This window comes from Caloramator australicus RC3 (genome assembly GCF_000297115.1).
Taxonomy (GTDB): domain Bacteria; phylum Bacillota; class Clostridia; order Clostridiales; family Caloramatoraceae; genus Caloramator; species Caloramator australicus.
Map to the genome: position 1 here is coordinate 1 of NZ_CAKP01000094.1, position 23,750 is coordinate 23,750.

The following is a 23,750-nucleotide window of genomic DNA, read 5'->3' on the forward strand; positions in this document are numbered from 1 at the left end:
TTGTTATCAATAAAACCTAACTCTTTAAGAATATTAACTTGATTTTTCATGATTTCTTTAAGATAAGAGTTAGACAAATTTTTAATGAATCTTTGAAAAACTGAGTAAGAAGGTAAAGGCTTAAGGATATCGAACCCACAAAGCTTAGCAATGATTAAATTATTTTCTAAGAAATCTTTAAGTTCAGTAACTTGAGCAAATTTTTCACATTTCATGACAATAAAGGCTCTGAAAAGAGCATGGCGAGAAAACCCAGTAGGGCCGTATTTAGAGGGGACCTTATCTGGTAATGGAGATAAATCAAGATTTTCAAAGAGGGTTGTATAAAAATTGATAAGTTTTTGAGAAGTAAAAAATTCAATAATGTTAAAAATTTCTTGACGTTGATACATAGAGATTTCCTCCTTTTTGTTGTTAAATTGAATGTTGTTATATTAATATAATTCGACAAAAAAGGAGGAAATCCTATGAAATATATTTGTGAGTGATAAAAAAATTTAGCCATAGCAGGCTAGTAATTTCAAGGCTTTAAAATTATGCTCAAGGCTAATATAATGTTTTAAGGAGGTGAAATGGTATGGGAATAAGATTAAGTGAAATTCTAGATCTTGAAATTGTTAATATCTATAATGGCTATAAATACGGATATATTGGTGATAGTGAATTGGTTTTTAATAAAAAAACAGGAGAAATAGTTAATGTATTAGTAGAAGATGATAAAGGCAGACTATTATTTTTTAAAGGGAGGGATTTTATCGAAATTCCTTGGAATACTAAAATAAAGATAGGAGAAAAAACATTGATAATCGATTATAAAGAATAATTTTATTTTTTATCACACTTCCCCCAAAAAAGATGTATAATATATTATGGATTTATGTTAGTAGCCACAGGATTAAGGGGGAATATTCATGAAAATAGTCGTTCAAAAATTTGGAGGAACTTCGGTAGCAACCCAACAGAGGAGAGAAATGGTTGCAGATAGGATTATAGATGCAATTGATAGGGGATATAAGCCAGTCGTTGTTGTTTCTGCAATTGGAAGAAAAGGCGATCCTTATGCAACAGATACCCTTTTATCATTGATTAACAATGGAAATTGCAGTATAAGCAAAAGAGAGGTAGACCTTCTTTTATGTTGCGGTGAGATAATTTCAGCTGTAGTTATGGCTGAAACATTAGAAAAGAGGGGCTATAATGTAACAGTTTTGACAGGTGGTCAGGCTGGAATTATTACCAATAATGATTTTGGAAATGCAGAAGTATTAAAAGTAGAAACGAAAAAAATAATGGACTTGCTTTATTCAGGCGTTATTCCTATTGTTACAGGCTTTCAAGGTATGACACAGGAGGGGGATTTTACTACCCTTGGTAGAGGTGGAAGTGATGTTACAGGTGCTATTTTAGGGGAAGCTCTTAAGGCAGAGTTTATCGAAATATATACGGATGTCGATGGTATTATGACTGCTGATCCAAGGATAGTTCCTGATGCTAAGGTGATCAATAGAATTAGTTATAACGAAGTTTTTCAGTTTGCAGATCAAGGAGCAAAGGTAATACATCCTAAAGCAGTTGAGTATGCAATGAGGGGAAATATTCCTTTGTATATTAAAAATACATTATCAAATGCTCCAGGAACGATAATTACTTCCTCGAGGGAAAGTAGAAATAAAATAATAACAGGAATAACCCATATGTCAAATAGATCACAGGTTAGTGTCCACTTTAATGAAGATGATAGCAATGAAATATTCGATATTCTTGCTGATAATAAAATAAGCATTGATTTAATAAACGTATTTCCTAAATATAAAGTATTTACTGTAGATACAAAAGATATCTATAAGGTAGAAGAAATATTAAAAGAGTTAAAGCTAGAATATAATATTATAAATAATTGTAGTAAAATAGCTGTTATAGGTAACGGTATGAAGGGTGTCCCTGGTGTTATGGCTAAAATATTAAAAACATTAAATGAAAATGGAATTAAGGTTTTGCAAACAGCGGATTCTCATTCTACCATCTGGTGTCTAGTCAAAGATGAGGATACGATTAAAGCTATAAATCTTTTACACAAAGCCTTTGAACTATAAAAAATGTTTAAAGCCTTGCAAAATGCAAGGCTCAGATTGTAGACAAACGTTCTTTGATGTTTATACTTTGCAAGAGCCCCGTGAATGGATTTCAAAAAGGCATCTCTCATAAGCTTTAGCAATTCTTGCTTTTCGACTTTTCAAAAGTCCGTAATTCTGCACACGGACGTGCAGAGCCGAGTGGCCGACACGGATGTCGGCTCACGAGGGTAGGACTTTTGAAAACAAAGAAAAGCTTAGAATTGCTTAGCGAAATGAGCGAATGCCAGGGAAATCCTTCACGGGGCTTATCCAAAAAATAACTTTTTTCAACAGTCTGAGCCTTGCAAAATGCAAGGCTTTTTGCATTATTATTTTACTTATTGGTTAAACTATTATTGAAAAAGTGAGGTGATGATATGCCAAAAAAGAAAAAAGAAGAATTAACTGTAGTTAAAGAGGAGGAAAAAAAAGAAAAGTTGGAAGAAAATCAAAATCTAGAGAATTTAAAGGAAGTTGGTAGCCCCAATATTCCTGATATTAGTTCAGACATTTTTCCGATTACTATTATAGGTCAAATAGAAGGGCATACAGTTTTACCACCTCAGACAAAAACTACAAAATATGAACATCTTTTGCCTCAATTAGTTTCTATTGAGGAAAATCCAAACATTAAAGGTGTTTTAGTTATTTTAAACACTGTTGGTGGTGATGTTGAAGCAGGTCTTGCGATTGCAGAAATGATAAACAGCCTTTCAAAACCTACGGTTTCACTTGTGATAGGAGGAGGGCATAGCATAGGCGTTCCTCTTGCAGTAGCTACAAACTATTCTTTCATTTCACCAACCGCAACAATGACTATACATCCAATTAGAATGAATGGATTAGTAATAGGGGTCCCACAGACATTTGAATATTTCAGTAAAATGCAGGATAGGATATTAAACTTTATAGTTAGAAACTCTAAAATAACAAAAGAAAGATTAAGGGAAATGATGCTTCAAACAGATGAATTATTAAACGATATGGGGACGATATTAATAGGTAAGCAGGCGGTTGAAGAAGGATTAATTGATGAGGTGGGAGGAATAAGTCAAGCAATAAAAAAATTAAAAGAAATGATAAATCAAAGGCTTGAATAAAACGCCTTTGATTTATTTTCTTTTTGTGTTATAATTTTTTTACTTTGTGAAGGGAATTTTATTTGGATATAGAAATAATACTATGGGGTGATAGGATGGGTAAAAGGAAAAATAAAAACAATCAAGTTATTTATGATATTTATGGAATAATACTAATAGCTTTTTCCTTACTATTCTTAATTAGTATAATGATTAAACCAACAGGAATGATTGGAAAATTTTTTGTTGACTTTTTCTTTGGTGCAGTGGGCCTTGGGGCGTATATTTTGCCATTCATAACGATTCTAATTGGAATAGCTATGATTTTAAACAAAAGCTCACTAAAAATAAGACAAAGATTTATATCTATTGTATTTGCTATTTATTCTCTCCTGCTTCTTGGCCATTTAAGATATTCTAATAATTTTAAGGCTAAAAAGCTGACTCAAAGAATATACGAGGCTTATAAATTAGGAATTAATAAAAAAGGTGGAGGTATTATCTCAGAATTAGTTGATTTTCCCCTCCTTTTGTTATTCGGTGAGATAGGATCTTACATATTTATTATTTCTAGCATTTTAGTTTTTTTAGTTTTAGCAACTGAAAAGCCTGTTAAGGATATTTTATTATTTTTAATACAACCATTTAAAAAGATAAATATTAAGAAAAAAGAAAAAGAAATTGAGAGTTTTGATGATGACCTTCATGATAAAGATGAAGAAAAAGCAACGAACAATGATTTATTAAATGACGAAAAGGTAAATGTCCAAAACACTAATGTAAATAATGAAGCTTCTTATAAAGATGATTTTATAGGAGTTAATGAAAGAAGTGTTAACAAAGCAAAAGAAAAGATAAAGATTAATCTATCTGCAGAAAATATATCAACTTGTAATATAAAATATACATTTCCACCCATAGAACTTCTTAATGAAAATAGAACAAAAATCAATGGAAATGATAAGAAAGAGTTGCTAATGAGTGCAAGGTCCTTAGAAGAAACCCTTGCAAGTTTTGGAATAGATGCTAAAGTAACTCAAGTGACAAAGGGACCATCCGTAACTAGATACGAATTGCATCCTGGAGTAGGGGTTAAGGTTAGCAAAATAGTTAATTTATCCGATGATATTGCATTAAATCTTGCAGCACCCAGCGTTAGAATTGAGGCACCAATCCCTGGAAAATCAGCCATTGGCATAGAGGTTCCAAATAAGGAGGTAACTCCTGTCTATCTTAGAGAAGTTATTGAGTCTGATGAATTTCAGCAATTTAATTCATCTTTGGCATTTGCCCTAGGTAAGGATATTAGTGGCAGATGCATTGTTGCTGATATAGCAAAGATGCCCCATTTATTGATTGCAGGGGCTACAGGATCAGGTAAAAGCGTTTGTATTAACACACTGATAACAAGCTTGATTTATAAATCATCTCCAAACGATGTTAAAATGCTTCTAATAGATCCAAAAGTTGTAGAGCTATCCGTATATAATGGAATTCCTCATTTAATAATACCTGTAGTAACAGAACCACGTAAGGCAGCTTCAGCTTTAGAATGGGCGGTTTCAGAAATGACCTCTAGGTATAAGTTATTTGCTGATAATAATGTCAGAAATATAGAAAGTTATAATAAACTGATGGAAGATGTATCGCCTGAAAATAAACTGCCTAAAATTGTAATAATAATCGATGAGCTTGCTGATCTTATGATGGTAGCTCCAAATGAAGTCGAAGATTCCATAACAAGGCTTGCTCAGATGGCAAGAGCTGCAGGAATACATCTTGTTATTGCAACCCAAAGGCCTTCCGTTGATGTAATAACTGGGGTTATTAAAGCTAATATTCCATCAAGGATATCCTTCGCTGTTTCAAGCCAGATAGATTCGAGGACGATATTAGATATGGCAGGCGCTGAAAAATTATTGGGTCGTGGTGATATGCTATTCCTTCCGATTGGAGAAAACAAACCAATTAGAATACAAGGAGCCTTTATCTCTGAAAAAGAAGTTGAAAATATAGTTGAATACTTAAAGAAAACATTTAATACAGAATATGATATGGATATTATGGAAAAAATTAAAGAAGGTAAAGAAATTGCAAATAACTATGATGATAACGATGAATTATTGCCACAAGCAATTGAGCTTGCTATAGATCTTGGTCAAATTTCTGCTTCTATGTTGCAAAGAAGATTTAGGATTGGATTTAATCGAGCAGCTAGGCTAATAGATGAAATGGAAAAAAGGGGTATTATCGGACCCCAAGATGGAAGTAAACCAAGACAAGTATTAATAGATAAAAATAATTACTAGGGCAATGCCCTAGTTTTAAATTTTAAAAGAAAATGTTGTCGAATTTAAGTGCTTTTGCTATTATATATATGTTAATTATTTTGTAGAATCATATATATTAATGTATTATTATGAAAAAACAAGAAAAAATGAAAAATAATATGCAAAATAAAGGATGTGAAAGATAATTTCAAAAATTACCCAGGAAATAATAAGGAGATGATTTGACATGTTTAATGTAGGTTTTGTGTCACTTGGATGCGATAAAAATAGAGTAGATGCAGAGATAATGCTTTCGTTATTATCTAAGAATGGATATAATATTACAAACAAGGAAGAAGATGCTGATGTAATTATTGTTAATACATGTGGCTTTATAGAGTCTGCTAAAATGGAATCCATTGAAACCATATTAGAAATGTCTAAAAATAAAGAAGGTAGGTGTAAATCCCTCATAGTTACAGGATGTATGGCTCAAAGATATAGGGATGAATTATTAAAGGAGATGCCAGAAATAGATGCAATTGTTGGCGTTGGTAGCTATCGGGATATATGCAATATAGTTGATAGGACATTAAAGGGAGATAAAGGGATAATAAAAACTGATTCGATTGATTATATTTTAGATATGGAGGAAAGGATACTTACTACGCCAAGTCATTATGCATACCTTAAAATTGCAGAGGGATGTAATAATAATTGTTCCTATTGTATAATACCTAAACTTAGGGGGAAGTTTAGAAGTAAAAAAATGGAAGATATATTAAATGAAGCAAATTCACTTGCAAATATAGGAGTAAAAGAACTGATATTAATTGCCCAAGATACTACGCTTTATGGAGTTGACCTTTATGGTAAAAAAATGATATCAAATTTATTAAAAGAATTAGAAAAAATTGATGGAATAGAATGGATAAGACTAATGTATTGTTATCCTGAAGAAATTACAGACGAACTGATTGATACAATAAAAAATAGTAAAAAGATACTTCATTATTTTGACATCCCCCTTCAGCACATAAGCAACAAGATATTAAGGAGAATGAATAGAAGAACAACCAAGGAGCAAATAATCGATTTAATAACAAAAATTAAATTTTCTATTCCAGATGCTATTATAAGAACTTCAATAATCGTCGGCTTTCCAGGTGAAACTGAAGAGGATTTTAACGAGTTAAAGGAATTTTTAAATGAATATCAACTAGATAGGGTTGGAATTTTTACTTATTCCCCAGAAGAAAATACTCCAGCCTTTTATATGGAGGATCAAATCGATGATGACATTAAAGAAAAAAGAAGAGATATTTTAATGCAGAATCAAGCCCATATATCGGCATCAAAAAACCAAAAATTAGTTGGGGAAATAATTGATGTAATAATAGACGGTGTTAATAAAAAGGGATTGTTCTATGGAAGAACCTATGGAGATGCCCCTGAGATAGATCAAAATGTATTTATTAAAGGGACAAATTTAAATAAAGGAGATATTGTTAAAGTTAAAATAACTAAATCATATACTTATGATTTGATGGGAGAGGTTGTTGAGGTATGAATTTAGCAAATAGGTTAACTATATTACGAATTATTTTGGTCCCTGTATTTTTATTTTTTATTGCAGTAAGGATAAAATATGGTAATGTGTTGGCTGCTATTATATTTATTATTGCTGCAATAACTGATACATTAGATGGATATATAGCGAGAAAAAGGAAGGAAATAACTAAATTTGGCAAGTTCATGGATCCTCTTGCGGATAAGCTAATTGTTACAGCTGCCTTAATTTCATTAGTTGAATTAGGGAAAATAGCCTCTTGGGCTGTTATGATTATTGTAGCAAGGGAATTTGCTGTAACCGGATTAAGGTCATTAGCTGCATCGGAAGGACGCATAATAGCAGCAAGCAAGTGGGGAAAGGCAAAAACTGTTTTTCAAATTATTGCTATTATAGCATCCTTATTAGGTCTTCCCTTTAGTAACATTTTGATGTGGATTGCAATAATAATAACGATAATCTCTGGAGTGGATTATTTTTCGAAAAATATAGACGTAATTGATTTTAAATCATAATACTTAAGTAATTAGGTATTTATATTGTTAAGCCCTGTGAAGGATTTTTATATATGTTCTGAGCCTAGCAATTATTATTGCTGAAGCTTAAATCCTTCAGGGGCTAATTTGTTTACTTTAAATAAAGTAATTCTTTGTATTAATCATAATTTATATTATCATAAATGATACTATATGTTTAAAATTATCACTTATTGAGAATAATCTATAAAAATTATATTATTTTTCAAAATCAACCTAAATTTATTGACCTAAAATTTAAAATAATGTATAATACTAAAAGAACAAATGTTCGCAAAGGAGAGATATAAATGAATAATGAAAAAATAAAAGCTTTGGAATTGGCAATAAGCCAGATTGAAAAGCAATTTGGAAAAGGGTCAGTGATGAAATTAGGCGAGAATTCAAAATTAAATATTGAAGCTATCTCTACTGGTTCATTGGATCTTGATATAGCTCTTGGCATCGGCGGCGTTCCAAGGGGAAGAATTGTTGAAATTTTTGGTCCAGAATCATCTGGTAAAACAACAGTTGCCCTTCATATAATAGCAGAAGCCCAAAAATTAGGTGGTGCTGCAGCCTTTATTGACGCTGAACATGCACTAGATCCAGTTTATGCTAAAAAACTTGGTGTAGATATAGAAAATCTTATTGTTGCACAACCTGATACAGGGGAACAGGCTTTAGAAATTGCTGAAGCACTTGTAAGATCTGGAGCTATTGATGTTATAGTTATCGACTCCGTTGCAGCCCTTGTTCCTAAGGCTGAAATTGAAGGGGAGATGGGAGATTCCCATGTTGGATTGCAAGCAAGGTTAATGTCTCAAGCGCTTAGAAAACTAGCAGGAGCAATTAACAAATCAAGATGTGTTGCAATATTTATTAACCAATTAAGAGAAAAGGTTGGAGTAATGTTTGGCAATCCTGAAACTACTCCAGGAGGAAGGGCTTTAAAGTTCTATGCTTCTGTTAGACTTGATGTCAGAAAAGTTGATGGAATAAAACAAGGAGAAGATATAACAGGAAGCAGAACAAGAGTAAAAGTTGTTAAAAATAAAGTTGCTCCTCCCTTTAAACAGGCAGAATTTGATATTATGTATGGAGAAGGAATATCAAGGGAAAGCAATATTTTAGACGTAGGAGTAAATTGTGATATTATTCAAAAAAGCGGTGCATGGTTTTCATATAAAGATATTAAATTAGGACAAGGTAGGGAAAATGCAAAACAATACCTAAAGGAAAATCCTAATTTAGCTTTAGAAATAGAAAACAAAATAAGAGAAAAATTTAATTTGCCAATCCTTCAAATTAAAAACGATGACCAAGAACTTAAAAAGGTAGAATAAAACATCCCTAATGGGATGTTTTCAGACTGTTGAAAAAGTTATTTTTGATAAGCCCCGTGAAGGATTTCCCTGGCATTCGCTCATTTCGCTAAGCAATTCTAAGCTTTTCTTTGTTTTCAAAAGTCCTACCCTCGTGAGCCGACATCCGTGTCGGCCACTCGGCTCTGCACGTCCGTGTGCAGAATTACGGACTTTTGAAAAGTCGAAAAGCAAGAATTGCTAGAGCTTATGAGAGATGCCTTCCTGAAATCCATTCACGGGGCTCTTGCAAAGTCTGAATATCAATTAGGGCTTGTCTACAATCTGAAAACATCCCTAATGGGATGTTTTTTTGAGGTGAACTATGAAAGTGATGGAAATAAGAAAATTAAAAAGTGAAAATTTGTATTTAGTTGTTTTTGAAAATGAAAGGAATATTAAAATAGGTCTTGAAATGTTAATAAAATACAATATTATTGAAGGTAAAGATTTAACTCAAGAAGACATCGATACAATTTTACAAGAATATGAAATTAAATCAGCATATAATTATGCATTGCATTTATTAGAGAGAAAAATGTATCCTGAAAATCAAGTAAGAAATAAGCTTTTAAAAAAAGGTTTTAATGAAATGGTGGTTGAAAAAACGATATCTAAATTAAAGGAGTACGGTTTTGTAAACGATGAAGAGTATATCAAAAAATATATTGAATATAGTATAACAAAAAAGTTCGGCAGTAGTAGAATAATTACTAATTTAAAACAAAAGGGATTATATATAAAGGAAAAGGATATCGACATAAATAGTGAAACATTATATGAAAATGCTAAATTACTTGCTTTGAAAAAACTCAATATTATGGCAAAAGACAAAAAGAATGTAAAACAAAAATTATATAATTATCTTGTTTACAGAGGATATGACAATGAGGTAATATTTAAAGTGTTAAAAGAAATATTAAATGAATATGACGGTGATCTATTATGAAGTTTTTATTTTTTACAGATGCTCATATTAGAGGAAATAATCCAAGATCTAGAAAGGACAACTTTTATGAAACTTTAAAGGAAAAATTAAATGAATTAGTTGATGTTGCACAAGATAATAAAATAGACCATATTATTTTTGGCGGGGATCTTTTTGATCGACCGGATATATCCCTAGCGGTAGTTAAGGATTTTATTAAAATAATCAAAAATTTTCCATTACCTATTTTATGTGTTATAGGTAATCATGATGTTTATGGACAGAATCCTTACACTGTTAATAGAACTGTCTTGGGATTATTGGAGGAGCTAGGAATAGTTGAGTTTTTGAGCAATGCCCCTAAGATTATAAACACAGAACATAATAAAACTATTCAAATAACTGGTAGCCATTACTTTTATGATATAGATGGTCCGGATAAAGTTTCATATATAGTTAAAGAAAAAAAATGTGATTATGCTATTCATGTAGCTCATGGCTTTTTACTTGAAAAACCATTCAATAATGAAGTTAGATATACTTTAATTGATGATATAGCAAGTTTAACTTTAGCAGATATAACATTAGTTGGGCATTATCATAGCGGATTTGGAGTAAAAAAATATCATGATAAATTTTTTGTAAATCCAGGTGCTATTTCTAGAATAAGCAATACTGTTTCTGAAATCTACAGAACTCCATCCTATGCAATAATTGAAATCGATGAAAATATAAATATATCTATTTCAAAATTACAGTGTGCCAAAAAAGGTGAGGATGTTCTAGATAGAGAAAAATTATTTGTTGAACAGAATAAGACTATTTTGTTTAATGAATTTGTTCATCAAATAACATCATATGGCAATTTTGAAATATTAAAACTTGAAAATATAATTTCTGAAATCGCAGAACACGAAAAATTAGGTGATGAAATTAAAAAGGAGGCTTTAGAAAAAATTGCACTAGCTCAAGATCTTATATCTAAAGAGGAAGTGAACTTAGAATGAGATATATTAAAAAAATAGAAATTGAAAATTTTCAATCCCATAAACATACTATTATTGATTTTGTTAACGGATTGAATGTTATTACAGGACCATCGGATAACGGCAAAACAGCTATTATAAGGGCATTAAAATGGGTTCTTTATAACGAGCCTAAAGGCAGTGAATTTATAAGGCAGGGTGAAAACAGATGTAAAGTTTCTATTGTTCTTGATAATGATGTAATCATTACAAGAGAAAAATATAAGAATAAAAATTCATATATAATAATAAGGCCAACTGGTGAAGAAATTAAATTTGAAGGTTTTGGAAATGATATTCCATTAGAAGTTTTAAAAGAACATGGAATAAGAAAAATATACATTGATCCTAACTCTATTGAAAGTATAAATATAGCGGAACAATTGGAATCTCCATTTCTGCTTAGTGAGCCTGGAACTATTAAAGCTAAAGCGATTGGTAAACTAATCGGTGTTCACTATGTAGACACTGCAATTAAGCTTGTAGATAAAGATTTACAAAAAATTGAAAATCAAAGAAAAGAAACCGTTGAAAGGATAGATGACTTAACTAAAAAACTCGATGAATTTTCAAATCTTCCAATGATTTTAGAAAAGTTAAGGGTTAAACAAGACAAACTATCAAAAGTTAAAATCAATAATGAAAGACTAAAGAAACTTATAAATTTAAGAGAAAGCTTAAATCTTATTGATAGTGAAATAAATAATATAAAAGCGTTATTACAGTATTTTAACTCAATTCAAAATGCAGAATATAAGATTTTAACATTAATTAATGCTATTAACCGTAATTCGTTGTTAATTAATGATTATAATAAAATAAAGACACTTGAAATTGAAATAGAAAAATTACAAAATATTTTGAATACAATAAAAAATATACATTATGTAGATGAAACTTATAGACATTTAATAAATAATGTTTCTAATTTTTTGACTATGAAAGATATTAATGATCGCTTAAATGATGTAGATCAAGTTAATATTACAATAAATAAAATACTAGCAACTTTAGGAAAGATAGATGATGCAAAAGAAAAATATTCAAGATTAGAGTATAACTATAGTAGACTAATATATTTATATGACAAGTATTATGAATATAAAAAAATAAGCAATTCTATAGACATAGGGACAAATTACGTAAAGCATTTTATGGATACAGATAAGGCCATATTAAAATTTTCAACTTTCTTAGAAAAATTGCAAATATCGAATAAGCTTAATGACTTATATAATAAATATAAAAATATCGAGGCTGAAGTTCAACAGGAAAAAAACAATTAAAGGAATTAGATGTTCAAATTGATAGATTTATAGAGGAATACGCTAAGCTATTAGGTCACATTGGTAAATGTCCAGTTTGCTTATCAAATATAGAGGAAAATGCAATCAATCATATTATTAATGAATTAAAAGGAGTGAAACTAGATGAAAGTTAATTATGAAGAAAAGCTTCAAATTTTAAAGGAAAAAATCGAAAGGGCAAAAAATATAAAAATAAAAGCTGAAACTAAATTAGAAGCTCTCCAAAAACAAAAGGAAGAGATAATTAAGCAATTAGAAGAAATGGGCATTAACCCAAATGAATTAGAGAAGGAAATAAAAAGATTAGAAAGTGAAATAATTACTTTGATTAAAGAAATTGAAGAGTCCCTTCCGCCTGATAATATTCTTTACAATAATAAATAAGGGTGATACGATGTTTGATTCAATGATTAATAATATTGAAAATAAACTTAATGAAGAACTTAAAGAATACCATATAAAAGAGGCTATGATGTTAAATTTAAAGAAAAACAAAGATGAGGAAGAAGAAAAGTTAAAAAATTAGAATTAGAAATTGATAACCTAAAGAAAGTTAAAATTCTTCTTCAGAAGACTTCTCAATTTGCAAGGGAACAATCAAAAAAACAAATGGAATATCTTATAACACAATGTTTACAATACATTTTCGATTCAAAAATGGAATTTTTTATAGATATAAAGGAAAAAGGAGAAAAAATAGAAGCGGAATTTTATGTAATATCGGAACAAAATAACAATAAGATTATAACAAAACCACAAGATTCACGAGGTGGGGGAGTTGTTGATATTATATCCCTAGCGATAAGAATTGCTATGATGGAAATTCATTACCCTAAAATTGAAGGACCATTAATATTGGATGAACCAGCTAAACATGTAAGCGATGATTATATAGTAAATGTAGCAGAATTTCTTAAAAATGTATCTAGTATGTTTAATAGACAAATAATTATGGTAACCCATAATTCACATTTGTTGGAGAGTGGAGATTATGTTTATAGGGTTACATTAAATAATGGAATCAGTTTGGCTGAAAAAATATAGGGTGATATAAAATAAATTTTTAATATAATATAGAAATTTTTTTATTATTATAGTAAAATCATTATAAGTTCTTTTTTCTTGCATTAAACAAATAGGCCATGATATAATTATGTTTGGTAGGCATTTCCTAAATTAAATGGTCATGAGAAGTTTAGCACGTTTATATGCTTCAAGAAATGATAATTGAATTTATATTTCTTTCGTATAAATTCAACAAAAGTTTATGCACAAAGCAAAGGAGGTGTAATTATTCAAACTACAATTACAATAATTTTAATTCCAACTGTTGGAGCAATAGCTTTTTTAGCTGGATATATAGTTAGAAAAAATATTGCTGAACGTAAGATTAAAAGTGCAGAAGATGAAGCAAAAAGGATAATATCAGAGGCAGAAAAACAAGCAGAATCTAAAAAGAAGGAAGCTGTCATCGAAGCCAGAGAAGAAGTTCACAAATTAAGAAATGAATTTGAGCGCGAAGTTCGTGAAAGAAGAAATGAATTACAACGTATGGAAAGAAGATTAATTTTAAGAGAGGAAACTTTAGATAAAAAAGTTGAGGCCCTAGAACTTCGTGAAGAAAATCTAAACAAAAAGCAGCAAGAAATTGAACAATTACAAAATGAAATTCAAGAACTTTATAAAAAGCAACATGAAGAATTAGAAAAAATTGCTGGGCTAACTTCTGAAGAAGCAAAGCAGATAATACTTAAAAACGTAGAAGAAGAAGTTAAGCATGAAGCTGCAATGTTAATTAAGGAAATAGAAACAAAGGCAAAAGAGGAGGCCGACAAAAAGGCTAGAGAAATAATATCATGTGCAATACAAAGATGTGCTGCTGATCATGTTGCAGAGACCACTGTTTCTGTTGTTACTTTACCTAACGATGAAATGAAGGGTAGAATAATTGGTAGAGAAGGACGAAATATAAGAACCTTAGAAACTTTAACAGGTATCGATTTAATTATCGACGATACTCCTGAAGCAGTTATCTTATCAGGTTTTGATCCTATAAGAAGAGAAATAGCAAGACTTGCCCTTGAAAAACTAATTGCTGATGGTAGAATCCATCCAGCAAGAATTGAAGAAATGGTTGAAAAGGCAAGAAAAGAAATTGATAATGAAATAAGAGAACAAGGTGAACAGGCAGCCTTTGAAACAGGAGTTCATGGCCTACATGGTGAACTTATTAGACTTATAGGAAGATTAAAATACAGAACAAGTTATGGTCAAAATGTTTTAAAGCACTCAATTGAAGTTGCATATTTAGCAGGACTTATGGCTGCAGAACTTGGAGCAGATGTTAACTTAGCAAAACGTGCTGGACTTCTTCATGACATAGGTAAAGCAATTGATCATGAAACTGAAGGACCACATGCACTTCTTGGAAGTGAACTTGCTAAAAAGTATAATGAATCTCCTGCAGTAATAAATGCAATTGCAGCACATCATGGTGATGTTGAACCAATGACAGTTGAAGCTGTTCTTGTTCAAGCTGCAGATGCTATTTCTGCTGCACGCCCAGGCGCTAGAAGAGAAACTCTTGAAGCATATATTAAACGTTTAGAAAAGCTTGAGGAAATAGCAGACTCCTTTGAAGGTGTTGAAAAATCATATGCTATTCAAGCAGGTAGAGAAATAAGAATAATGGTTAAACCAGAACAAATTAGCGATGATGAAATAATTCATATGGCTAGAGAAATAGTAAAGAAAATTGAAAGTGAACTTGAATATCCAGGACAAATTAAGGTAAATGTAATACGCGAGGTAAGAGCAATAGAATATGCAAAATAAACCCCAAAAATTTTGGGGTTTATTTTATTTTTTTAGAAGGATTTTCAAAATTTTTGTAGAATTAATATAATAGACAAAATAATAGATTCTCAAGGAGGTATTATAATGGAAGTTTTAAAGGTTTCAGCAAAGTCAAATCCAAATTCAGTTGCAGGTGCTCTAGCTGGCGTTATAAGAGAAAAGGGAACTGCAGAAATACAAGCAATCGGTGCAGGAGCAATCAATCAAGCTGTTAAAGCTGTTGCAATAGCAAGAGGTTTTGTTGCTCCAAGCGGTATCGATTTAGTATGCATCCCAGCATTTACAGACATAATAATAGAAGGAGAAGAAAGAACTGCTATTAAATTTATAGTTCAACCAAGGTAATTTTTAAAAGGGCTTTGATTAGCCCTTTTATTATGCTAATAAAGTTAACATAATTAATATTATGGTTACTTAAAAATAATGAAGGATTTCTTTCAAAACGATATAGACATATGCAGAATTTCATGCTATATTAAAAATAAATAAACATTTAAAACTTATCTTTTAACAGAGGTGAATATATGAAGGATGGAAGTGTAAGAAATAGACAATTAATTAGTAAGGTTAATATAACTTCATTGGTTAAATTGTTTATTTTGCATTTTTTAAAGGAAAGGGAGCATTATGGTAATGAAATTATAGATAGAATTGAAATATGTTTAAACTATAGCTGGAGGCCTAGTCCTGGACTTATATATCCTCTACTTAGAAATATGGAAGAAAACTTACTTATTGAGGGATGGTGGGAAGAGCCTGATAAAAAGACTAAAAGAATATATCGTATAACCGATGATGGACTAAGGCATTACGAAAAAATAAAAGCTTTATACAAACCTTTATTAGATGAATCCTTAAATATTATTAATAATACATTAAAGGAAATATATAAAAACTAACAAGGAGGGAAAATATATGGAACTTTCAAGAAAAGCAAAAGAAATTAGTTCATCTGTTACCCTTGAGATTACTGCAAAGGCAAAAAAAATAAAGGATGAGGGGATAGACGTTATAAGTTTTGGTGCAGGAGAACCAGATTTTAATACGCCTTTAAATATTCAAAATGCTGCAATAGAAGCAATAAAAAAAGGATTGACAAGATATACTGCAGCTTCAGGTATACTAGAACTTAAAAAAGCCATTTGCGATAAATTAAAACGGGAAAACTCATTAGAATATAAACCGTCACAAATTGTTATCTCAAATGGAGCTAAACATTCTATATATAATGCACTTCAAGCAATTTGCAATCCAGGGGATGAAGTTATCGTTCCTGTTCCTTACTGGGTAAGTTATCCTGAATTGATAAAATTGGTAGATGCGGTTCCTGTTTTTGTCAAAACAAAAGAAGAAAATAATTTCAAGTATACCAAGGAATCATTGGAGGCTGCAATAACACCAAGGACCAAGGCGATTATTTTAAATAGTCCTAACAATCCAACTGGAACGGTATATGACAAAAAGGATTTAGAATTTATTGCTGAAATAGCAATAAAATATGATTTAATTATAATTTCAGATGAAATTTATGAAAAGTTAATTTATGATGGAACTGAACATATTAGCATTGCTTCGTTAGGAGATGAGATTAAAGAAAGAACTATAGTAATAAATGGAGTATCTAAGGCTTATGCTATGACAGGATGGAGGATAGGATATACTGCTTCAAATGAAGAAATAGCAAAACTTATGTCTAATCTTCAAAGCCATGAGACATCCAATCCAAATACAATTGCTCAATATGCTAGCTTAGAAGCTATAAACGGTCCACAGGAAGATATCGAAATAATGAGAAAAGAATTTGAAAAAAGAAGAAATTATATGGTTGATAAAATAAACTCTATAGAAGGCTTATCCTGCGTTAAACCATTAGGTGCCTTTTATGTAATGATAAACATAACAAAGATTAAAGGCAAAAACATAAAGGGCTATAATATTAATAGCTCGATTGATTTTTGTAATGCACTTTTAGAATATTCGAAGGTTGCAGCAATTCCAGGAGAAGGTTTTGGAGATGATGATTATATTAGACTATCCTATGCAACTTCAATGGAAAATATAATAGAGGGCTTAAACAGAATTGAAGGCTTTTTAAAGTAAGGGGGAGTTACCCCTTTTTATTTTTGTTTTTTATTTTGTATTTTCTATAAATTATTTAAAGTTTATTTTACTTGAAGAAAGGTTAAATATAATATTATAATTATTATGTTAATATCTTAAAAGGAGTGGATCATATGCACAGGGAATATCAAAGTCCATTAGTTACAAGATACGCATCAAAAGAGATGTCTTATCTTTTTTCTGAAGAATACAAATTTACTACATGGAGAAAATTATGGGTAGTTTTAGCGGAAGCCGAAAAAGAATTGGGTCTAAATATAACTGATGAGCAGATTAATGAATTGAAGGAACATATTTATGATATAAATTATGATGTTGCAAGAGAATATGAAAAGAAAACAAGGCATGATGTAATGTCCCATGTTTATGCATATGGTGAACAATGCCCAAAAGCTAAACCAATAATACATTTAGGTGCAACAAGTTGTTATGTTGGCGATAATACAGATGTAATAATCATGAAGGAAGCATTAAACATAATAAGGAAAAAGTTAATAAAGATAATAAAAAATTTAAGCCAGTTTGCAGATAAATATAAACAACTTCCAACATTAGCCTATACACACCTGCAGCCAGCTCAACTAACTACCGTCGGAAAAAGAGCGTGTCTTTGGATCCAGGACATTATTGTAGACCTTGAAAATATAGATAATTGTATTGATTCTTTAAAATTACTTGGAGTTAAAGGAACTACTGGAACACAGGCAAGTTTTTTAAAGTTATTTAATGGTGATCATGAAAAGGTAAAAAAACTTGATGAGCTTGTATGTGAAAAGCTTGGGTTTAAAGATAAGTTTTTTAAAGTAACTGGTCAAACATATCCTCGTAAACAAGATATGATAGTTTTAAATACTTTAAGTTTAATTGCACAAAGTGCATATAAGTTTAGCAATGACCTTAGAATATTGCAAAGTTTTAAGGAAATAGAAGAGCCCTTTGAAAAGCATCAAATTGGATCTTCTGCAATGCCCTATAAGCGCAATCCAATGAGAAGTGAAAGAATATCTGCTTTAGCAAGATATGTAATAGTAAATGTATTAAATTCATCGATTACAGCTTCGACCCAATGGTTTGAAAGGACACTAGATGATTCAGCTAATAAAAGAATCGTAGTTGCAGAAGCATTTTTGGCTATCGATGCAATCCTAAACCTATATATTAATGTTTCTGAAAATTTAGTTGTATATCCAAAGATAATACAAAAACGAGTCATGGAAGAACTTCCTTTCATGGCTACTGAAAATATCATGATGGAAGCAGTGAAAAAGGGGGGAGACAGACAAGAATTACATGAGAGAATAAGAGTTTACTCAATGGAAGCTGGTAAGGTAGTTAAAGAAGAAGGCCGTGAAAACGATCTTATAGATAGAATTGTAAATGATCCAAAATTTAATTTAGATAAAAATGAATTAAAAGACGCTCTAAATCCACATAACTACATAGGTCGCTCAAAGGAACAAGTTGAAGAATTTTTAAGTGAAATTGTAGAGCCTATACTTTTAAAAAATGAAGTAGATGAAATAAACGTAGAAATAAATGTTTAATTAAAAGTTTAATAAATAAGCAAAGTTATTAATTTAAAATACCAAGATATGTTGAAAGTAGCGCATATCTTGGTATTTTATTAGAATAAATGTTAATGATTTAACAATGGATAAATAATTGAAGCATAAAGTCGAAAATTCTTTCTACAAAATATTACTTCATTTAACATCTTATTTTCAAATTTAATATGATAACTAATATCATCTGAAAAGTCGAATTAGGTAGCCAAATGAGAATAATTAAAAATTCATTTATTCATAATTATTAACATGGTTATTCACTTGTGTTAATAAACACTTTAACTTAAAATATTTATATAGAAAAAATAAGGAGTGATAAATGTGATAGGTATTATTGGCTGTGGAAATATGGGAGGAGCTATTTTAAAAGGAATTATAGGCTCCGGTTATAATCCAAAGAATATATATGCTTATGATCATAGTAAAGATAAGATATTAAATATTAATTCCCATGTTAATATATGTAATAATGAAAAGGAAGTTATTAATAAATCTAAATACATCTTTCTTGCTGTTAAACCTATAGCATATGATAAATTATTAAACAATATAAAAGACCTTGTTGCTGATGATAAGGTTATAATATCTATGGCAGCAGGATATGATATTGAAAAAATAGAAGAAAAACTTGGAAATAAAGCTAAAGTAATTAGAATTATGCCTAATACTCCTTCCTTAATTGGTGAAGGATATACCGTGGTCGTATTGAATGAAAATATAGATAAAGTTGAAGGTGAATATGTCATCAATTTATTAAAGCCATTAGGAGAAGTAAAAATAATAAATGAATCACAAATAAATGCATATTCAGCTGTAACAGGAAGTGGTCCTGCTTTTGCATATCTTTTTATTGAAGCTATGGCGGATGCAGCCGTTCTTTTGGGAATTCCAAGAAAGGATGCTTATGAGGCTGCAGCAAGAATGCTTATCGGAAGTTCTAAACTTATTATAGAAACAGGTAAACATCCTGGCGAACTTAAAGATATGGTAACATCCCCAGCAGGAACCACAATTGAAGGTATTAGAACCTTAGAGGAAAAGGGATTTCGAAGTGCGATTATTGAATGTGTTATAAATACATATAAGAAGAACTTAAATTTAAATAATATAAGGTGATAATCTTATGGTTGTGCTCAGATATTTGTTGCTTATTGATATTATGATTATATATTTGATATTTTGTATTTTACTTTTATCAGGATTAAAAACTAAAAGCAAAAAGAAAAAAATTGATAATGATTCTAAAAAGTAGGGACATAAAACATTTCGCTAAATATCAATTTAGTAGAATGTTGAAATGAAAAACGATGGGGGAGTGGCAATGGATAATAAAAATTTAGATGCACTATTTGACGAGAATCTACCGTGCATATTAAATGATTTTCTTGGATATTTATATACTGTTAAAGGAAAATCCTTAAATACGATTGACGGTTATAAAGTTGATCTGAGATTGTTTTTAAAATATATAAAAAAATAAAAAATAATTTAAAAAACGAAATTGATGATATCGATATTTCAGATATCGATATAGAACTAATTAAACAGATTAACTTAAATGATATCTACTCTTTTATAAACTATGTTTCAATTAAAAGACAAAACAGCACTTACGCAAGGGCAAGAAAAATTGCTGCAATAAGGTCCTTTTTTAATTATTTAGAAACAAAAGCTAAAATAATCAAAGAAAATCCAGCTCGAGAGTTGGAATCTCCTAAAATCAATAAAAGACATCCTGTTTATTTAACCCTTGAACAAAGCAAAAGACTTCTTGATTCAATAAAGGGAAGAAATAAAGAAAGGGATTTTGCCATCATTACTCTTTTTCTTAACTGTGGATTAAGATTATCGGAGCTTGTTAGTATCGATATTAGCAAAATAAAGGGAGATACATTAACTGTCGTTGGAAAAGGCAATAAAGAAAGAACAGTTTATTTAAATAAAGCTTGTATAAAAGCTATAAATTCTTATCTTGCTGTAAGGCCAAAAGATGGTGTTGTAGATAAAGATGCTCTTTTCTTAAGCGAAAGGAAAAAACGAATTGATAAAAGAACCGTAGAAAAACTTGTTAAAAAATATATTGTAAGTGCCGGTCTTTTAAACGATAAATATACTCCCCACAAACTAAGGCATACAGCTGCTACTTTGATGTATAAATATGGGAAGGTAGATATTAGAGCCCTTCAACATATCCTTGGCCATGAAAGCGTTTCTACTACTCAAATATACACCCATATTGATGATGAAATATTAAGGGATGCAGTTAAATCAAATCCTTTGTCTGAAGAATAAATAAAGCCCCATTTGGGGCTATTTTATTATTCGCTATATTCCTTTGAAAGTTTTTCTTTTAATTCAGGAATATCTTCGATGTATAATACATTTTCATCTTCTTCTTCGAAATCTAATGTATTTTCCTCATATAAGTAATCGTCGATTTCACTTTCATCTTCGATTATTCCATCGATCAATATTTCTTTATAATCAGAATCTAATTCTAAGCACTTACCACAATTGTCGCATATTTTACCTTCTACAAGGTCGCACGTATTACAATCGCTGCAATTATCACATATTTTATTTTTATCGAAAATACACATTTGCATCTTATCAATCCCCTTGCATTTAAATTTTTAAGGTTATTATAACACTATACACAATTTAAAGCAAGGCAAATAAAAAAGCTGCAAAATGCAGCTTTAATCAGCCTCTATAGGCACTTTTATTGTTTGGCCAGGATATATTATTAATGATTCTAAATTATTTGCTTTTCTTATTTCATAAACTAATTTTCTTATATCTTGTTTATCTGTTTTATGTTTTTTAGCTATCTTCCAAAGGGTATCTCCGGATTCAACTGTAACATATATGTAGTTGATTTTGCTTTGGCTCTGGCTATTTGCTTTTTTATAAAAAGGAATAATAAGGATGATTAATATTAAAGCTACAGCTAATAGTTTTTTATTTTTCATAACGACCCCTCCCGAACATATGTTCTATTAATATTATATCGAACAGGTGTTCGGTTGTCAATATGGTCGAACATTAGTTTGCCTGATAAAATAATTTATGTTATAATAAAGCTAGATAATCATTAAGGGGTGCATAAGATATGGCTAACAATAATAAAGATAAGCAGCAGGAAATACTTGAATTTATAAAGAAGGAAATTGCAACAAGGGGATATCCTCCATCTGTTAGAGAGATATGTGAAGCTGTTGGTTTAAGATCCACCTCAACTGTTCATGGTCATCTTGAAAGACTTGAGAAAAAGGGCCTAATAAGGCGTAATCCAAGCAAGCCAAGAGCTATTGAATTAGTAAATAGCTCTACAATAAAAGAAGTAATTAACGTTCCTATCGTCGGGAATGTAGCAGCTGGACAACCTATTTTGGCTATAGAAAATATTGAAGATTCCTTCCCTTTGCCAAGCGATTTTATAAAGATAAACAATAATGCCTTTATATTAAAAGTTAAGGGAGATAGCATGATTGAAAAGGGGATTTATGATGGGGATTACTTAATTGTTGAACAGCAATCAACTGCTAATAATGGCGATATTGTTGTTGCATTAGTTGACGATAGCGCAACAGTTAAAACCTTTTATAAGGAAAACGGATATATAAGGCTGCAGCCTGAAAATTCATCAATGCAGCCAATTATAGTTAAAGATTGTAAAATACTTGGTAAGGTAAAGGGATTAATAAGAAAGTATTAATAATAAATTAAGGGCTGCAAGATGCAGCCCTTAAAATTTTATTCTAGTATATTTGATAGCCCCTTTAGTATACCAACCTTAGCGTGTTCTAAGGTTAAGCCACCTTGAATATAAGCTATATATGGCGGTCTAATAGGTGCATCTGCGCTAAGTTCTATTGAAGAACCTTGAATAAATGCACCTGCAGCCATTATTACCTGATCAGTATAGCCTGGCATGTCCCATGGCTCACAATCAACAAAGGAATCAACAGGAGATCCTTTTTGAATACCTTTAATAAATTTAATTAGTTTATCTTTATCATTAAATTTAACAGCTTGAATTATATCACTTCTTTTTTCATTATATTTTGGCGAAACTTCAAATCCAGCAAGTTCAAGCAGTCTAGATGCAAATATTGCTGATTTTAAGGCCTCAGCTGTAATGTGAGGAGCAAGGAATAAGCCTTGAAACATTTGCCTTATAACACCAAAGGTTGATCCACACTCTCTTCCAATTCCAGGAGCAGTCAATCTGAACGCTGCCTTTTCTACAAATTCTTTTTTACCTGCAACATATCCCCCTGTAGGTGCTATACCTCCACCTATATTTTTAATTAAAGAACCTGCTATTATATCAGCACCCACATCCGTTGGCTCTTTAATATCTATAAATTCTCCATAGCAGTTATCAACAAAACATATTATATCTTTATTTATAGATTTTATTAATTTAATAGCTTCTTCAATATCATTAATTTGTAGCGAAGGTCTCCAAGCATATCCAGTTGATCTTTGAATTGCTATCATTCTTATTGTGGAATCTTCCTTTAATACCCTCTCTACTTCTTTTAGATTTATATTACCATTAGGTAAAAGGTCAATTTGTCTATAATTTACTCCGTAATCCTTTAACGATCCCATTTCTGATCCTTCTATTCCTATTACCTGCAGCAAAGTATCATAGGGCTTTCCTGTAATTGATAGCAATGTATCATTAGGTCTTAAATTTCCAAATAAAGCAATTGTTATGGCATGAGTTCCAGAGACTATATGGGGCCTTACCAAGGCATCTTCACAATTAAATACACGGGCATAAACCCTATCTAATGTATCCCTGCCTATGTCACCATAACCATAACCGGTAGAATAAGTAAAATGTGAGTCAGATAACTTTTCATCCTGCATAGCCTTTAATACTTTGATTTGATTGTATTCCTTTATTTGATCTATTTCATTAAAATATTTTTCAACGTCCTTTAATGCTTTATCGGCAATTTCAATAGCAACAGGACTAAAATTATATTTTTCCTGCAAAAATTTTTTAGTAATATCTAGCA

General features: G+C 30.6%; 24 protein-coding genes and 1 pseudogene. 21 read left to right on the forward strand and 4 right to left on the reverse strand.

Annotated elements, in window-relative coordinates:
• A partial coding sequence (locus CAAU_RS13960) for a transposase (protein WP_192811210.1) occupies window positions 1-392 on the reverse strand: 392 nt, incomplete at its 3' end.
• 185 nt (window positions 393-577) lie between these two features.
• On the opposite strand from CAAU_RS13960, the gene CAAU_RS08650 reads away from it, so the two are divergent.
• From CAAU_RS08650 to CAAU_RS14335, 20 genes and pseudogenes are all read left to right on the forward strand, one after another.
• Window positions 578-823, forward strand: coding sequence for a YlmC/YmxH family sporulation protein (locus CAAU_RS08650; RefSeq protein ID WP_008909061.1), 246 nt, complete (start codon window positions 578-580; stop codon window positions 821-823).
• 88 nt (window positions 824-911) lie between these two features.
• Window positions 912-2,093 carry an aspartate kinase gene (gene dapG, locus CAAU_RS08655; RefSeq protein ID WP_008909062.1) on the forward strand — a complete coding sequence of 394 codons (1,182 nt, stop codon included), beginning with the start codon at window positions 912-914 and terminating at the stop codon, window positions 2,091-2,093.
• Window positions 2,094-2,491: 398 nt separating this feature from the next.
• Window positions 2,492-3,214 (forward strand): ClpP family protease, encoded by a 723-nt coding sequence (locus CAAU_RS08660; RefSeq protein WP_008909063.1) that lies wholly within the window; start codon window positions 2,492-2,494, stop codon window positions 3,212-3,214.
• 95 nt (window positions 3,215-3,309) lie between these two features.
• Window positions 3,310-5,502: an FtsK/SpoIIIE family DNA translocase gene (locus CAAU_RS08665; protein ID WP_040306367.1), complete on the forward strand. Its 2,193-nt coding sequence runs from the start codon at window positions 3,310-3,312 to the stop codon at window positions 5,500-5,502.
• A 208-nt stretch (window positions 5,503-5,710) separates the two neighbouring features.
• Entirely contained in the window at window positions 5,711-7,033 is a 1,323-nt protein-coding gene (rimO, locus tag CAAU_RS08670) for a 30S ribosomal protein S12 methylthiotransferase RimO (RefSeq protein WP_008909065.1), read from the forward strand.
• A complete protein-coding gene (pgsA, locus tag CAAU_RS08675) occupies window positions 7,030-7,548 on the forward strand; it encodes a CDP-diacylglycerol--glycerol-3-phosphate 3-phosphatidyltransferase (RefSeq protein ID WP_008909066.1) in 519 nt (172 codons plus the stop codon). The genes rimO and pgsA overlap by 4 nt, the downstream gene beginning before the upstream one ends.
• Window positions 7,549-7,859: 311 nt before the next feature.
• Window positions 7,860-8,894 carry a recombinase RecA gene (gene recA / locus CAAU_RS08680; RefSeq protein WP_008909067.1) on the forward strand — a complete coding sequence of 345 codons (1,035 nt, stop codon included), beginning with the start codon at window positions 7,860-7,862 and terminating at the stop codon, window positions 8,892-8,894.
• A 343-nt stretch (window positions 8,895-9,237) separates the two neighbouring features.
• Complete coding sequence (locus CAAU_RS08685) at window positions 9,238-9,861, forward strand: regulatory protein RecX (protein ID WP_008909068.1); 624 nt, start codon at window positions 9,238-9,240, stop codon at window positions 9,859-9,861.
• Window positions 9,858-10,847 (forward strand): metallophosphoesterase family protein, encoded by a 990-nt coding sequence (locus CAAU_RS08690; protein ID WP_008909069.1) that lies wholly within the window; start codon window positions 9,858-9,860, stop codon window positions 10,845-10,847. Before CAAU_RS08685 ends, CAAU_RS08690 begins: the two co-directional genes overlap by 4 nt.
• The gene (locus CAAU_RS08695; RefSeq protein ID WP_008909070.1) at window positions 10,844-12,151 is read left to right on the forward strand and encodes an AAA family ATPase; all 1,308 of its coding nucleotides are present in this window, start codon (window positions 10,844-10,846) and stop codon (window positions 12,149-12,151) included. Before CAAU_RS08690 ends, CAAU_RS08695 begins: the two co-directional genes overlap by 4 nt.
• Window positions 12,152-12,295: 144 nt before the next feature.
• Complete coding sequence (locus CAAU_RS08700) at window positions 12,296-12,556, forward strand: hypothetical protein (RefSeq protein ID WP_008909071.1); 261 nt, start codon at window positions 12,296-12,298, stop codon at window positions 12,554-12,556.
• Window positions 12,557-12,566: 10 nt separating this feature from the next.
• Window positions 12,567-12,698: a hypothetical protein gene (locus CAAU_RS15440; protein ID WP_008909072.1), complete on the forward strand. Its 132-nt coding sequence runs from the start codon at window positions 12,567-12,569 to the stop codon at window positions 12,696-12,698.
• A 131-nt stretch (window positions 12,699-12,829) separates the two neighbouring features.
• Window positions 12,830-13,216, forward strand: coding sequence for a P-loop NTPase family protein (locus tag CAAU_RS15225; protein ID WP_008909073.1), 387 nt, complete (start codon window positions 12,830-12,832; stop codon window positions 13,214-13,216).
• Window positions 13,217-13,477: 261 nt separating this feature from the next.
• Window positions 13,478-15,007, forward strand: coding sequence for a ribonuclease Y (gene rny, locus CAAU_RS08710; RefSeq protein WP_423219153.1), 1,530 nt, complete (start codon window positions 13,478-13,480; stop codon window positions 15,005-15,007).
• 105 nt (window positions 15,008-15,112) lie between these two features.
• The gene (locus CAAU_RS08715; protein WP_008909075.1) at window positions 15,113-15,373 is read left to right on the forward strand and encodes a stage V sporulation protein S; all 261 of its coding nucleotides are present in this window, start codon (window positions 15,113-15,115) and stop codon (window positions 15,371-15,373) included.
• Window positions 15,374-15,552: 179 nt separating this feature from the next.
• On the forward strand, window positions 15,553-15,927 hold the full coding sequence (locus tag CAAU_RS08720; protein ID WP_008909076.1) for a PadR family transcriptional regulator: 375 nt from the start codon (window positions 15,553-15,555) through the stop codon (window positions 15,925-15,927).
• Window positions 15,928-15,943: 16 nt separating this feature from the next.
• Window positions 15,944-17,128 carry a pyridoxal phosphate-dependent aminotransferase gene (locus CAAU_RS08725; RefSeq protein ID WP_008909077.1) on the forward strand — a complete coding sequence of 395 codons (1,185 nt, stop codon included), beginning with the start codon at window positions 15,944-15,946 and terminating at the stop codon, window positions 17,126-17,128.
• Between the two features lie 134 nt (window positions 17,129-17,262).
• A complete protein-coding gene (purB, locus tag CAAU_RS08730; RefSeq protein ID WP_008909078.1) occupies window positions 17,263-18,693 on the forward strand; it encodes an adenylosuccinate lyase in 1,431 nt (476 codons plus the stop codon).
• Between the two features lie 342 nt (window positions 18,694-19,035).
• On the forward strand, window positions 19,036-19,830 hold the full coding sequence (gene proC / locus CAAU_RS08735; RefSeq protein ID WP_008909079.1) for a pyrroline-5-carboxylate reductase: 795 nt from the start codon (window positions 19,036-19,038) through the stop codon (window positions 19,828-19,830).
• Window positions 19,831-20,035: 205 nt separating this feature from the next.
• Window positions 20,036-21,006: pseudogene (locus CAAU_RS14335) on the forward strand (tyrosine recombinase XerC).
• A gap of 26 nt (window positions 21,007-21,032) precedes the next feature.
• On the opposite strand, the gene CAAU_RS08750 reads toward CAAU_RS14335, so the two are convergent.
• Window positions 21,033-21,320, reverse strand: a complete 288-nt coding sequence (locus CAAU_RS08750) for a hypothetical protein (protein ID WP_008909083.1) — start codon at window positions 21,318-21,320, stop codon at window positions 21,033-21,035.
• Window positions 21,321-21,413: 93 nt separating this feature from the next.
• On the reverse strand, window positions 21,414-21,686 hold the full coding sequence (gene yneA / locus CAAU_RS08755; RefSeq protein WP_008909084.1) for a cell division suppressor protein YneA: 273 nt from the start codon (window positions 21,684-21,686) through the stop codon (window positions 21,414-21,416).
• A gap of 140 nt (window positions 21,687-21,826) precedes the next feature.
• On the opposite strand from yneA, the gene lexA reads away from it, so the two are divergent.
• On the forward strand, window positions 21,827-22,432 hold the full coding sequence (gene lexA / locus CAAU_RS08760) for a transcriptional repressor LexA (RefSeq protein WP_008909085.1): 606 nt from the start codon (window positions 21,827-21,829) through the stop codon (window positions 22,430-22,432).
• A gap of 38 nt (window positions 22,433-22,470) precedes the next feature.
• Here lexA and CAAU_RS08765 read toward each other — a convergent pair.
• Window positions 22,471-23,750 (reverse strand): methionine gamma-lyase family protein (locus CAAU_RS08765; RefSeq protein WP_040306376.1); only part of this gene is annotated, 1,280 nt, incomplete at its 5' end.

Bases quoted from the DNA above. Each gene is read 5' to 3' on its own strand.
- rimO (WP_008909065.1), top strand. From the start codon at position 5,711: ATGTTTAATGTAGGTTTTGTGTCACTTGGATGCGATAAAAATAGAGTA.
- CAAU_RS15225 (WP_008909073.1), top strand. From the start codon at position 12,830: ATGGAATTTTTTATAGATATAAAGGAAAAAGGAGAAAAAATAGAAGCG.
- CAAU_RS08725 (WP_008909077.1), top strand. From the start codon at position 15,944: ATGGAACTTTCAAGAAAAGCAAAAGAAATTAGTTCATCTGTTACCCTT.
- pgsA (WP_008909066.1), top strand. From the start codon at position 7,030: ATGAATTTAGCAAATAGGTTAACTATATTACGAATTATTTTGGTCCCT.
- purB (WP_008909078.1), top strand. From the start codon at position 17,263: ATGCACAGGGAATATCAAAGTCCATTAGTTACAAGATACGCATCAAAA.
- CAAU_RS08695 (WP_008909070.1), top strand. From the start codon at position 10,844: ATGAGATATATTAAAAAAATAGAAATTGAAAATTTTCAATCCCATAAA.
- CAAU_RS08685 (WP_008909068.1), top strand. From the start codon at position 9,238: ATGAAAGTGATGGAAATAAGAAAATTAAAAAGTGAAAATTTGTATTTA.
- recA (WP_008909067.1), top strand. From the start codon at position 7,860: ATGAATAATGAAAAAATAAAAGCTTTGGAATTGGCAATAAGCCAGATT.
- CAAU_RS08720 (WP_008909076.1), top strand. From the start codon at position 15,553: ATGAAGGATGGAAGTGTAAGAAATAGACAATTAATTAGTAAGGTTAAT.
- CAAU_RS08650 (WP_008909061.1), top strand. From the start codon at position 578: ATGGGAATAAGATTAAGTGAAATTCTAGATCTTGAAATTGTTAATATC.
- lexA (WP_008909085.1), top strand. From the start codon at position 21,827: ATGGCTAACAATAATAAAGATAAGCAGCAGGAAATACTTGAATTTATA.
- dapG (WP_008909062.1), top strand. From the start codon at position 912: ATGAAAATAGTCGTTCAAAAATTTGGAGGAACTTCGGTAGCAACCCAA.
- CAAU_RS15440 (WP_008909072.1), top strand. From the start codon at position 12,567: ATGTTTGATTCAATGATTAATAATATTGAAAATAAACTTAATGAAGAA.
- CAAU_RS08660 (WP_008909063.1), top strand. From the start codon at position 2,492: ATGCCAAAAAAGAAAAAAGAAGAATTAACTGTAGTTAAAGAGGAGGAA.
- CAAU_RS08690 (WP_008909069.1), top strand. From the start codon at position 9,858: ATGAAGTTTTTATTTTTTACAGATGCTCATATTAGAGGAAATAATCCA.
- CAAU_RS08665 (WP_040306367.1), top strand. From the start codon at position 3,310: ATGGGTAAAAGGAAAAATAAAAACAATCAAGTTATTTATGATATTTAT.
- CAAU_RS08700 (WP_008909071.1), top strand. From the start codon at position 12,296: ATGAAAGTTAATTATGAAGAAAAGCTTCAAATTTTAAAGGAAAAAATC.
- CAAU_RS08750 (WP_008909083.1), bottom strand. From the start codon at position 21,320: ATGCAAATGTGTATTTTCGATAAAAATAAAATATGTGATAATTGCAGC.
- CAAU_RS08715 (WP_008909075.1), top strand. From the start codon at position 15,113: ATGGAAGTTTTAAAGGTTTCAGCAAAGTCAAATCCAAATTCAGTTGCA.
- yneA (WP_008909084.1), bottom strand. From the start codon at position 21,686: ATGAAAAATAAAAAACTATTAGCTGTAGCTTTAATATTAATCATCCTT.